11 protein-coding genes are annotated in these 13,355 nt (G+C 34.6%); all 11 read right to left on the reverse strand.

Annotation, left to right across the window (positions count from 1 at the left end; all coding sequences use genetic code 11):
- Nucleotides 1-13 precede the first annotated feature (13 nt).
- Nucleotides 14-823: a WecB/TagA/CpsF family glycosyltransferase gene (locus IQ247_RS06455; RefSeq protein WP_193918188.1), complete on the reverse strand. Its 810-nt coding sequence runs from the start codon at nt 821-823 to the stop codon at nt 14-16.
- 17 nt (nt 824-840) lie between these two features.
- Nucleotides 841-3,003 (reverse strand): VPS10 domain-containing protein, encoded by a 2,163-nt coding sequence (locus tag IQ247_RS06460; protein ID WP_193918190.1) that lies wholly within the window; start codon nt 3,001-3,003, stop codon nt 841-843.
- A gap of 27 nt (nt 3,004-3,030) precedes the next feature.
- Nucleotides 3,031-3,363, reverse strand: a complete 333-nt coding sequence (locus IQ247_RS06465) for an STAS domain-containing protein (protein ID WP_193918192.1) — start codon at nt 3,361-3,363, stop codon at nt 3,031-3,033.
- 79 nt (nt 3,364-3,442) lie between these two features.
- Nucleotides 3,443-4,504, reverse strand: coding sequence for a glycosyltransferase family 2 protein (locus tag IQ247_RS06470; RefSeq protein ID WP_193918194.1), 1,062 nt, complete (start codon nt 4,502-4,504; stop codon nt 3,443-3,445).
- 131 nt (nt 4,505-4,635) lie between these two features.
- Nucleotides 4,636-5,628 (reverse strand): glycosyltransferase family 2 protein, encoded by a 993-nt coding sequence (locus tag IQ247_RS06475; protein WP_193918196.1) that lies wholly within the window; start codon nt 5,626-5,628, stop codon nt 4,636-4,638.
- A 227-nt stretch (nt 5,629-5,855) separates the two neighbouring features.
- The gene (locus tag IQ247_RS06480) at nt 5,856-6,791 is read right to left on the reverse strand and encodes a beta-1,6-N-acetylglucosaminyltransferase (protein ID WP_193918198.1); all 936 of its coding nucleotides are present in this window, start codon (nt 6,789-6,791) and stop codon (nt 5,856-5,858) included.
- Between the two features lie 101 nt (nt 6,792-6,892).
- A complete protein-coding gene (locus tag IQ247_RS06485; RefSeq protein WP_193918200.1) occupies nt 6,893-7,834 on the reverse strand; it encodes a glycosyltransferase family 2 protein in 942 nt (313 codons plus the stop codon).
- Nucleotides 7,831-9,108 carry a lipopolysaccharide biosynthesis protein gene (locus tag IQ247_RS06490; RefSeq protein WP_193918202.1) on the reverse strand — a complete coding sequence of 426 codons (1,278 nt, stop codon included), beginning with the start codon at nt 9,106-9,108 and terminating at the stop codon, nt 7,831-7,833. The genes IQ247_RS06485 and IQ247_RS06490 overlap by 4 nt, the downstream gene beginning before the upstream one ends.
- Nucleotides 9,109-9,150: 42 nt before the next feature.
- The gene (locus IQ247_RS06495) at nt 9,151-10,410 is read right to left on the reverse strand and encodes an O-antigen ligase family protein (RefSeq protein WP_193918204.1); all 1,260 of its coding nucleotides are present in this window, start codon (nt 10,408-10,410) and stop codon (nt 9,151-9,153) included.
- 3 nt (nt 10,411-10,413) lie between these two features.
- Nucleotides 10,414-11,928 (reverse strand): GumC family protein, encoded by a 1,515-nt coding sequence (locus tag IQ247_RS06500; protein WP_193918206.1) that lies wholly within the window; start codon nt 11,926-11,928, stop codon nt 10,414-10,416.
- Between the two features lie 159 nt (nt 11,929-12,087).
- Nucleotides 12,088-12,534: a hypothetical protein gene (locus tag IQ247_RS06505; RefSeq protein WP_193918208.1), complete on the reverse strand. Its 447-nt coding sequence runs from the start codon at nt 12,532-12,534 to the stop codon at nt 12,088-12,090.
- Between the last annotated feature and the right edge of the window lie 821 nt (nt 12,535-13,355).

Raw genomic sequence — 13,355 nt, forward strand, 5'->3', positions numbered from 1 at the left:
TATTTGGCTTGTCCTAATACTGTGATGATGTTTTCTTCGGTTTTGTAAACCGTTTTGTAAATCGTTCTTTGATGAGACGATAGAAAAACAGTGGATTACCAACAAAATAACGTTGCCACAATCTTTGTGGTTCTGTAAATAAGCGCGATAACCATTCAAGTCCGCGATTAGTCATCCATTGTGGACCTCGATATACTGCACCAGTATAGAAATCTAAGCAAGCACCAAGGGGTAGAAAAACTTTTGCATTTATTTGGTCAAAATTATCAATAATCCAGCGTTCTTGTAACGGCATTCCAAAGCCAATATATAGGACATCTGGTTTAAATTGATTAATTTCATTGACAACATATTCATTTTCTACACCAGATTTGTGAAAATAACCGTGATGTCCTTTGATTCTCAAATTAGGTGCAGCAATTTTTAATTTGGCAATCGCTTTATTCACAACTCCTGGTTTACCCGCAAGCAGATACAGCGAAACATGATGTCGTTCGCAAGCTAAAGCCAAGTTTTCAATATAGTCAGGACAGGTCATTCTGTGTTCCGATTTTACACCGCAACCGCAGATTTTTGCGCCTAATAGTACTCCAAATCCATCGCAGAATACTAAATCTGATCTGTTAATAAATTCTTTGTACCAAGGCATTTCGCAAGCAAAATTCATTGCCCGGACATTCACATTACCTACTATGGTTTTTTTGTCAATAGTTGCCGATTTAATGATGAAATTGATTAACTCCTGAACCTTGACTTTATGAAATTTAGTGCCAAGTAGCTCTATTTGATCAAAATTGTTGGGGTAGATGTTATTTGTAGTCATTTGTATTAATAATTCAATTATTTGCCGTAGTAAATTCCTCTACCATTAGTGCCAATAAAAACTAAACCAAACTCTGTGGAACTAGCTTCCATCACATTTGGATCGTTACCAATAGGTGTGTTTTTATTGCCGATTATTTGCCAAGTTTTTCCGCTGTTTAAAGAACGAAAAATACCTTTACCAAGGTTGGCAATTTCTCCATATAAATAGAGTGTGTCGCTTTTATTTCCTATTTGGGGCTTGCCTAATGCAATTAAATGTGCTTCGTTTACTCCCGCGATTCGCGAAAAATTCTCACCTCCATCGATTGAATGGTAAAGCCCTTGCTTGTCGAGACTCAGCCATAATTCACCTCTAATTCCTGATGTGGTTTTCAAAGAGTACCAATCTGCATGGGGTAGGGATGCAGAAACTATCTGGAATGATTCACCGTTGTTGTTGCTGCGATAGACTTTTCCCGAAGCATAATAGTAAAAAGTGCTACCATCAACTTTGTCCGCAACTAAAGGCTGTGTCCAATTCCAAACACCCTCAAAGCCATCGGGTAAGCCGGAAACCGGAAGCCAAGAAGCACCAGCGTCTGTTGTCCGTATTGGCTGAGTACCGCTGAGAGTGATCACGAATAAATTCGGATTGGTTGCAGATATTGCGACTCGCGTTCCCATTTGATTCGCGGGAAACGAAGGAAACTTCTTCCAGGTTTTACCACCATCCCTGGAAGTTGCACCGTTATAAGTGTTGTTATGACGACTTCCACCGACACGTACCATGCTTAAAGGCTGTTTTTGGCACAAAGCGATACTGTAAGTATCTTGAAAGTCATGGGGTTTACTACTCAACATTTTCGAGGGATAAGCATTTAGTCCCCGGTCATGGTAAAATCCTTCAACGTCTACTAAACCACTAATTAATGCTCCCGAAGGTGTTGAGACTAAGGTAAAGGTGACAACTTCTTCATGTCCTTTTTGATAATTTGTCCAGACAACCGGGTTGCGATCGATGTTGTCGGTTCTCCATATTCCGTACCAGTCTGTTAACCAAACCCTGTCTGGATTCCAAGGATCAAATTCTATGGCGGCTATGGAAGGATTGGATTTCATATACTCAGACCACCAAGAAACAGTATTATTGGCTTGGTGTTTCTGCTGAATCCATTTGTTTCCACCGTTAAAAGAATGGAATATTTCTGTGGATGTGTCGCTATAAGTAGCAACTATGATATCCTCTGGATTTTTTGGGTTAATAGTAATAGCATTAAAAGCTATTTTGTTTTTATTCGGTGTGATATTTTGCCAAGCATTTTTAACAAATTTACTCACACCTTGAGCATGAGTTATGTATAAAACATTTTGATTTCCTATGGCAATACGATTAACTTCTGTAGGACTTTCCGGTACTTTCAACCAAGTTTCACCCGTGTCGGTGGATTTGTATATTCCATGATGATGAGCAACAGCATAAATAGTACCTTTTTGGTATTGGTCGAAAGTAATAACATTAATACCAATCTCATCTTTGATTTGGGGAAATGATTTGACTTTTACCCAACTTTTACCAGCATTATTTGACTTCCATAATCCATCTTTACGGGAACCAAAAAATAGATTTTGAGAATCAAAAGGATTAACAACTAATCTTTCTCCTGTCCATCTTTGTGCTTCATTGCCACCCATTTTTAAGTCCAAGTTTAGTTTATTCCAAGTTTTTCCCTTATCCTCCGATTTAAAAATCGTTCCTTGATGCTGCCACCAATCAGCAGTATATTTTCCTACGGCAATGTATACAATATTAGGGTATTTGGGGTCAAGTGCTAAAGCTTCTCCTCCGTAATAATTACTTTGAGCCAGAGGAAATTGTTCGTTAAGAGGTATCCAGCTTGAATTAGCAGCATTCCAACGGTAAAAGCCGCCAATATCGGTTTTGATATAAACTAAATCACGCTTTTTGGGATGAAGGTAAATTCCCGTGACATAACCTCCCCCACCGATCGCAACATTCTTCTCACCCAAAGGGGGGTATAATTGAGAACTTGGTCTCAATACGGAAATTTGTTGAAATATGCTGCGATCGATTTGATTGGAATTAAAGGAAAATTGCTGGAAAAACGTAATCAATAAAGCGATAAAAGCAATGCCAAATATTTTCCCCTGACGAGAATTAAATAAATTAAAAAAGCGCATTGTTTTAATCGAGATGTAAATACTTTATTAAAGCATTTCTGTGTATTGAGTCTGAGATTCAAATATCTCAAATATGTTATCGAGTTGAGTTAGTTCAATAATGATTCTTAAGGAAGGTGAAATAGAGCAAAGACTAAAGCGTACTTCCAATTTTTGAGCTAGTTTACAAGTAGAGATTAAAGCCATTAATCCAGCGCTATCGACAAATTCTACTTGTTCTAAATCAACTAGTAATGCAAACTGGGGGTTTTGCTTTAATAATAAGGTTAATTGCCGTTCAAATACATATGCATCTGCGGCTGTAATGGAGTTATGAGGTTTTACAACCGTGAATCTGGGCTTTTCAAGTATGCTTTGCATATAGATTAATAGGTTATCAGTGATAATTAATAGTAAACAATATGTAGATTTTTCAAATATCTACACAAAGAGAGATAAATTACTGATTTTTTAAAGAAACTTGGCTCAAACTGTCCTTATTAAGGCTCTTCTTCTGCAAATTACCGATAATTTTCAAAGCTACAGATTTAATCTGGTCATAGAAAGGTTTTGGTACGATACAAAGTAGAATAGCCGCTGCGATGGTTTCAAAGGTACGCTGAAAATCTTCTATCAAAATTGGCCAATAATTAGCGATAGAACGATACATTAGTTTCAAGGCTAAGATTCCTTGATTAATAGTAATTGCTCTCCTTGCAACATACCTCAAATGATAAGCTCTTGCTGGTTTTATCCAGGTTGCCATTTGTTCTGGTGCATAAGAAGAAGTTTTTTCAAACAATTTTTCTCGAGAATCGAGCATTACTTTGAGGTTAGTTGATAATCCTTGAGAATGGACTCGATAAAGGGTTAATGGTTGAGCAAGTCCGGCAAATTTCCACTTAGTTGTCAGAGCGATTCTTACCCAACATTCAATATCTTCAGATAACATAAAAGTATCGTCAAAATAATAATCTTCTACATAGCCGTAAAGGTTATCTTGAAATTTTATATCTTCAAAAACAGCTTTTTTAAAAACTGCTGCTGAACCATTTCCAATGGGGCTTCTACATAGAATATCTAATGGAGTAATATCTTCAAGCTTAGTAATTTGATAGATTCCCAAAGGTTTATCTGTTTCATCAATAAAAGCGGAACGACTAAAACTTACTCCTACATCTGGATTATTTTCTAAATGAATAATATGATTGTTTAATTTTTCCTGTAGCCAAATATCATCGGCATCCATAAATGCAATATATTCACCTGTCGCATGACGAATTCCTGTGTTTCTTGCACCTGGTAAACCCCGATTTTTTTGATGAATAATTTTAATTCGAGAGTCATTAAATTGCTGACATATTTTCACACTGTTATCAGGAGATTCATCGTCAACAAGAATAATTTCTATGTTTTGATAAGTTTGATTCAAAATAGATTGCAAGGTTCTAGCAATGTATTTTTCCGCATTATATAGGGGAATAATTACTGATACTTTTTTGCTTAATTTTTGGTTAATCATGGTTTACCTTGTTATGTACACAAAAAAACTGGTAGCAGCTAAAATACTACCAAAATTTGATTTGATTGAATCTTTTATTTATTAATATTGAGAGAAATTATAGACAGTAGAGACGTAGCACTGCTACGTCTCTACAATAAATTCCTAACTGAATTAGTTTCTAATCTAGGGTCGGCAATTGTACGAACTGTGGTAATTTTATTTAAAATATTAGTACCAATTTTTGGAGAAAGCATTGTTAATACAAGTAATTTGAATAATAAAACTTGTGCTTCTTTTCCCAATAATATTTTTGGGTAAAGACGAATGCCTTTCCATAATTTTTGAGCGGCTTGTCCAAGTCTTTGTTCATTATTACTTCGAGTTAAATAAAGTCGTGTCATAAACAAATAAATATAAGCAAAACCCCGATTTTTTAAATACTGTAATTCTAAAGGTGCCGATGCAAAAGCTCTTTGAAGTACCAGAGTTTGATATTTTTCCATAACATCAAGTTTACTTGACATAGCTCCCGAAGATAATCGATAAATAATTTGGGGTTTGGGAACAACTACGAAATTCCAATTTTTTGCTAATCGCAGCCAATAATCCCAATCTTCACATGATTTCAAATTTTGATCAAAATAACCTACCGATTCAATCGCTTCTCTACGAATTAACACATTTGAACCGCTAGCAATAAAATTACCAACTAATAAATTAGCATAAACATTACCTTGAAAATTTTCAGCGACACCAGGATGAAATGAATTTCCATTATTACCCATACAAATTGTCCAACTATAAGCAACTCCCGCTGTCAAATTCTGTTGTAAAGCTTGAAGTTGCAATTCTAATTTATCAGGTGTCCATAAATCATCAGCATCGATGAAAGAAATAAATTCCCCTTGGGCTAAATCTATACCACGATTACGAGCAGTTGGTAAACCTTTATTTGCATAAGAATAAACTTTTAATCTGGCATCTTTTACAGTTTCTAATATTTCTAAAGTTCTATCTGTAGAACCATCATTAATAACTATCAATTCCAAATCGCAACAAGTTTGCTGCAAAACTGAATTAATAGTTTCTAAAATTGTGTGTTGAGCGTTGTAAGCTGGAATAATAACTGATATTTGAGACATTTTGATTCACCTAGTAGTTCAAGAAAAGATTGTCATTTGTTTAGCAATTAGAATGATTATTTTTTACTAATTAATGGCAATTAATTAGTAAAATAAACGTATTATTTATTTTTTTATCGACTTCATAGAATTGTTTTTTCAGAGGATATTTTAAAATTACTTAATTTTAAACCCGTGCAGACGGGTGCCGGTTTGTGTAGCGGCGGTTTCAACCGCTTTTCAAACTTTTATCCAATAAATATTCTTCTATCTAATTTATCCAATATGACACTATCCACAGTCATATCAAACTTTCTTGCAAAATAAATATTATCTTTAGTTATGGCTGAATAATCTTCGCTACTAAGTATTCTAGGGTGTCCGTGACGACTATTTATAAAATTAGTATAACGATAATTATTGTTATACAAGTTAAATTTTTTACTATTTACTAAAATAGTCTGAATCAAAGATTCTTCTGGAATAAATGTCTTTTTGTAATAATTTACAACACTGGGATTTTCTTTAACAAAAAAATATAGATATATCGCGCATTGCCGAGAAAATGTCGCGAAATAGGAACCTCCATAGCAAGTAAAATTGTTATCAAATAAATGATGAAAGCTTTTAATTCCAACTGCGACTCCATAAGAGTTATCTAATCTAATTAAGGGCTGACAATTATTAAGAATATGCTTAATCGGTTTTAACATCAATCGTTGCCAAGGAGATAAATATTGTTGAAAATGTTTGTAGTTGTATAAATATCTCTCATTTACAGTTCTTTTATTCCAGGGACTCTGCTTTGAAAGTACATCAAAATACTCGATAAAAGCATCATACTTAGTATTCTCTAAAAAATTTTCAAATTTGTTTAAAGGTTGTGTAGGATAATCTTGCCCAGAAAGGTTAATTAACCAATCAAATTTGATTTTTTTGTTTAATAACCAGTCAATCGCATCAAAAAAACCCTGAAGAATAGCGAAGCTTCCCATCATTACTCCATTATTAGGAATTACTGCGACATTTTTTAGTTCTTTAAATAAACTAGTATTTAAACTACAACTGTTGAAGTTATGACTGATCAATATAAAAGAGTTAGAAGTACTATTTGCAATTAATTTAACAAGTCTGTATATCTGTTCAGGATTCTTATAAGTTTGAATCAAATAACACACAGTCATATTTTTTATTTATCCATAGGAACACTTATCAAAAATCATACTTTACAAATAAGTGTCACAAAACAAACATCATTGACAATAAACAAAACTTTATCTACTCTTTAAAATAATGAAATAATCTTACGTAAATTAATATATTGCAACATTTGATTACCATAGACTGCCACAATAGTAAACAAAGTTCTACGGGGTTCTCTTAATATTAATTGCCAGTCAGAATTTAATGCTCGGTTTAAAAAATCTACTCCAATTTGGGGAGAAAGATGCAAGCGAAATGCTCGGCGTGCAAGGTAGCGTAAATGGTTGCTTCTTGCCTTTAAGTAATGTTTTTCAACTAATTCGGGTGCCTTGAGTCTGGCTTTAGCCATCAAAGTTTCCCAACCTTGTTCCATTTTATAAAGCTGAGATGAAAGCCCTCCTTGTGTTGTTCTATACCCCAGTAAAACATGATCAATGCCTTCAATCTTCCATTGACTGCACGCAATCCGAAACAAAAAATCTAAGTCTTCAGAATAATTCATATTGCAATCAAAACAGCCAATTTCTTCAAATACTTGCCGACGTATTACAAGATTTGATACTGTCATGGTGGGATTTTCATACAAAAAATGCTGCGGTTGCAGCTTAGTTAAACGACCTTGAGCTATTTTTCTGGTATGCTTGCCGTCAGGAGTTAAAAACTCTACTTTTGCATAGCTGACACCTAAATGGGGATTTTTTTCTAGATGTTGATAATGTAATGCTAATTTATCAGGAAACCATTTATCGTCAGCATCTATAAAGGCAATATATGGAGAATTAGAGCTTGCAATACCTTGATTTCGAGTTGCAGAAACTCCTCGATTTGATTGAATTAAAAGTTTAACTCGCTTGTCTTTTTGTTGATAATCTTCAGCGATGACAGCAGTATTATCTGTGGAGCCATCATCAATTATTAATAATTCAAAATCAGTAAAAGTTTGACTTAAAACTGACTCAATTGTTTGTGCTAAATATGGAGCAGCATTATAAGCTGGCATTACTACTGTAAATGTAGTATTCATGATTTTTTATTAAATAATAAACTTGAGTTTTTCGCGAATACAAGTCTTGTTCCCCACACTGTAAATAATGGCATTGCTATAACATGAGAAATTAACACGGATAATGCTACTCCATAAATTCCCCACTGCATACCAATTAGTAAAAAAGCAACAAAAATTCCCGTAAATATTAAACTCCAGTACAAATTTATCCAGGCTTTATCTAAAGATTGCAACAGTAAAGCCGCAGCAGTAGCAAAGGGACGCGGTATCGCTGAAAGGCAAATTAGTACTAATATCGGAACTGCCATTCTCCATTTTTCACCAAAAACAATCGGTACATAAAATGGAGCTAAACTTGATTGGAGAATCACCAAAGGAACTATCACCAAACTAATTGTCTTCAAGCTATGAAAATATTTTTGTTTAAATTCATTAAAGTTATGTCTGGCAGCACAAAGGTGAGGATATAAAGGCCATACCATGATATTTATGACATTTAAACTGATGCCTAAACCTGCATTGAAAGCAAAAAAGTAAGTTCCTAAAGCTTCAACTCCTAATAATCTTCCTACTAATAAATAATCAATATTCCCTCGGAGTTTTTCTAATAATTCATACCCGAGAATATCTTTACCAAAATAGACGATTTCTTGCCATCTTTTAAGAGTGAAAGACATTTTTGGTCGCCAAGGTTCATTGAGATGCGTCACAATTATCCATACCGGAGTTGTGAAAAGTCCAGGTAAAACTAAAGCCCACATACCCATACCTGAAAGCGCGAATATCGGAATCAGAATGTTACCAAGCATTGACTGAATTGCCGTACTTATAGCCGTAATTTTAAGTCTATTTGCTCTATCAATTAATGCATTATGAACTGCAAAAAACGGCATCATTAAATAGACTAAACTGTATACGCACAGCGGCAATATGAGTTTTTCTTCTTGATAAAACCAAGCAATAGGAAAAGCCGCAGCACATTGAATTAGGAACAGCGAAATACATAAAATCCAATTCAACCAGTAGGCTGTATCGCAAAAAACTTCTACATCTTCTTCTTTCGCTTGAACAATTTTGCCTCCAATTCCGGCTCTAAGAGTAAAAACTGTTGTAAATTCATTAATAGTTAAAACAACTGCTGCTAATCCGTAATCTTGTGGACTAAGAGCGCGGGCTAATACAACCGTTGCTCCTAAACGAAAAACGCGATTTACTAATTCAGCACCTCCAAGCCAACCGATATTACGGATGAACTGATTTGATAATTGCTGTTTAATCTTTGTAATTATCATTAATTTTTTGAACGAGAGAATAGGGAGTAGGGAGTAATTAAATTAAAATAATATTGGTTTTCTAACATTGTCTTGAAAGGCTATTCCGATAATTATTAAACCAGGCCAAAAAATGTACCCCAAAATATCTATTTGTTCTCCAAAAGAAAAGAAAATAAGTACTAATAAAATGCTCAAAGCTGTTTCTGCAATTCGGCTGTGACGAGCTTTAATTAACAAATCTATAAAACTACATAATACCGGCACTAATAAAGCTAAAAAACCTACTAATCCCTTGGTATACAGCAATCCTACCCAAGTATGATGGGAACCAATCGGTAAATTTGCTAATACAGGAGGCCCAGGTTTTTGAGTTCCATGTCCCCAAATAGGAGCTTCTTTCCAAGCGTCCATTGCTACTCTTTGTAAGGCTGCACGAACTCTTGAAGAATCCGCTCTTGAACTGTAGAATACATCAACAAATTCTGTGGCTGCATTCGTAAGTGTGGTACTAAAAATACCGCCAATAAAGCTGATAATTCCAGCAGTAATTTGTATCTCTGGACGAGTCAAGTTTCTCAAGCTCCAAATTATCATCAATACCATTGGTAAAGTCACCAATCCAGCCCGCGATAGAGATACAATATTCATCGCGATCGCACCAACTATACCGATGTATCGCCATCTTTTATTTGATTCCTGGAGTACTATGAAAAAATATACATTACTCACAAGAGCTAATGCCGGACACCAAGGAGTAAATAAAAACAAACGCACGTTATCCGCACCGTAATCTGACGTGTAAAATCCTACATTATGAAAAATTGGTCCGTTTTGAATTAGTCTTTCAATAGGAGAACTATAAAGAATACCTGGTAAATTTAAATAATAAGCTGCATAAGCAATAGGTATGACAATTAAGCTTTGCAAGCATAATATACATACCGCTCGATAAATCAATTTTGCCCTGATGTTTAAACAACCGCTCAACAAAAATAATGGTATGATAGTGGAACTCGTTAACCAACCTAAAATACTTCTAAGTAAAACATTGGTTCCTAATCTAAAATCACTTATACCAGCATAAGTTGCCACTAAAGTAATCAGCGAATAAATTCCCCATAAAAAAATTATCCACGGAATACTAACTTTTTCATTGGGTGGGATATCTTCAGTTTGCAGCAATATTTTGAAAACTACATATCCACCTAATACCCATCCTAATAAAGAATAAATGGGAAATAAAAGTCCTAATGCGTAAATACCATAAGTAGCGATAATTACGTACCAAACTAAACTTTCTTCAAAGTTTTGAGGTTTCATGATTTACTGATAGTCTTCTACAAATTCTGGATATTCTACATATTCTTGCAATTGATTTTTATTGTGTTTTTGTTGTTGCGATTGACGTTTCCATAAGCCAAAAATTCCGCTAGTAAGTAATAGTGAACCGAATGTTGCACCGAGTAAAACTAAATTTTTTCTTGGTCCGGATGTATTTGTTGGTAAACTTGGTCTGGCTAGAATTTGAATTTGTGGATATGAAGCCGAAACAGTGGTTTTTGCTAAGTCTAATTTAGCAATTGTCGATGAAAATACTGCTTCAGCAACTTGGACATCTCGCTTTAAGTCTTCCATCACTGACTGTTGCTGAGATAATTTTTGTAATCTTTGTTCTAATTGAGAAATTTGCGCGTCTAAAGTTTCTATTTGAGCTTTTGTTCCTTGTTTTTCTACGCTTGTTGTCACCAACTGCTCGGATAATATGGCACGTTTGGAGCCAGATGATTCGTTATTACTAAAGTTTAGCCGATTAATTAAAGCCATACTTATGGGACGATTTAACAAGGCTTGCGCTCTGGCTAAAAGAGCATTTTGGGATGCTTCCTGTTCTCTTTGGAGATTAATAATTGTGGGATGAACCGATGTCAATTTTGCACTTGAGGTAATTAATTGACTTGTGGCTTCACTATAGTTTTTCAGATAATTTTGAAACAGCGGATCTGCTTGGAGAACAAAAGCATCTGAGGCTTGATTAGAAGACAAATTTAAATTATTAGATAATTCCGACATTCGAGCTTGTGATTGTTCACCTTGAGCTGTTAATTCAGCCCGTTGCTTGCGTAATCCCTCTATATTTATCGCTAAATTGCTGAGTTGTTCTTCGGAGTTTAAACCCGAAGCTACTTTAAAAGCACTCAGTCTTTTTTGAGCCGCTATTAATTTACGTCGGGAAACTTCCATCCCAGATTCTAATCGTACTTTTTCCTGACCAATTTCTTCAATTCTTAACTGTTCTAATTTAACTTCAAAGGCATTTTGTAAAGCTACTGATTTATTTCTCGCTTGTTGAGGGGTAGAGCCTTGAAACTCAAATTTCATTAGCGATGTATTGTCTACTGTCTTAATTCGAGGATTACCAAATTCTTTTAACGGCATATTGATATTTGAAGCTGCCGCACTTAAAACTTCCTCGGCGCTGGCAATCGCTTTATAATTTTCTCTAGGGTCGTAATTAGCCCCAGCATAAGCTGAATAATTTTGGGATGTCGCTTGTCCAATATTGGGCAGGTTAATATTAGAGGTTGAACCAGAACCAGGAATATTAATCGTCCATTCACTGATATATTTTGGTTTGGCTACAGACAAATAGATAAAAGCCCCACTCCAGATACCTCCATTTACTAAAAGTAGAGTGATTAAGTAAAATATTCCTGATATTTTCGGCGCTGAAGAGCTTTTTTCGGGATAACCTCTGGTTTCTTCAAAAGAAGCTTTTGGCGGATGTTCAACGCTGACTATCTTCCCGTTCTTAAATTTAACAAATGGATTTTTATTCAAATTAACACCTCTTGTAAATTACGCTCTATTTATCGGAATTAATATTAGAATAATTTGCTGTTGACAAAAATTAAAAAAAAGAATGTAGCTAATAATTATTAGATTAATTCACCGTCAAATATTGTTACTGATTTAAAGTCTTGAGCTACATCTTATTTTTTAAAGATTTCTGTCACCAACTATTTTTGCATGCCTGCGAGTAAATTCGCTTACACTCGGATTTCCTCTGGTTTCATCTACTCCCATAGCTTGTTCCCACAGTTGAGGAGGTGCCACCGATATTGAATAGGATTTACATTCAACATTTTTCTCGGAGCTTTTGCTGATTAATTTGACATGATACCATTTCGTTTGTTGGCATTCATCGCACCAAAATGCTTCTAACCACTCGTCTTCTAATAGCACTGCGGTTTGACTCGCAATTAATATTAGTGCATTCTGTCGTCCTATTCCTTTTTGTTGAAGTTGTTTGGCATCAGTAGCAAATAATTTATATTTTTGACTGACGCTATGTAAATAACATCCATGCACAGGACACTTGATAGCCCTTCTTTTAGAACGCTTGCGATTGCGATCGCACCTTTTGAGCAATTTAATTTCTGTCATAAATACATACAATACCCATAATCACAGACTAGAAAAGCAGCTTGATTGGAAAATTTTTAATGCACCCATTTCTCTCAACTCACACTACAAACAAAATACATGGTTCAACTTTCACTGCTTAATCAGTAAGGCAAAAGTCTGGCTATATACACAGCTTGGCGCATCAACAAGAGTCCAATTTTTACTCAACACTTCTGAATGCAACTATTTAACTAAATTGAATATTGTCTGTTGTCTGATTCAGCATTTAATAGATGCAATTCAATCACTTCAGCTATGGTATTTTATAGATATAAAATTCTCGAAATATTCATTTTCATTTAAACCTCTTATTTCCTGTTGCTTATTTACAGTTACTGTAAGAATACTTGAGGGTAATCATACAATAAGTTTTTATTTATTTGCAACTAAATTATCTATATTCATACCATTCTCAGCCAGAAATACTTGCTTGCTAGAGCCACTAGCAACTCAGTATTTTTTAGCCGCAAAAAAAAATTATAGACATTACCTTTAAATCGCATTTTACAGAAGGTACATAGTTACTTGTAATCATATGTTCCTTGCCGGAATAAGTAACCTATATAGCACTTACACAATGCTGATTTGGAGGGACTGAGATCCAATAGACCATCAAAGCCCAACTTCCATTAAACACATAAATCAATTGTTGTTAAATAGGGCTACACTTGCAAACAATACGCAGATTTAACAAAGTGCTTAATAATTTTCTCAAGGATGCATTGATAATTGATCATTGTTGAACTACATGGTATGAGGAAAGGCTAATTATCAATTCTCAATTATTGAATAGATAATTT

Source organism: Plectonema cf. radiosum LEGE 06105 (assembly GCF_015207665.1).
GTDB classification, from domain to species: domain Bacteria; phylum Cyanobacteriota; class Cyanobacteriia; order Cyanobacteriales; family Nostocaceae; genus Rivularia; species Rivularia radiosa_A.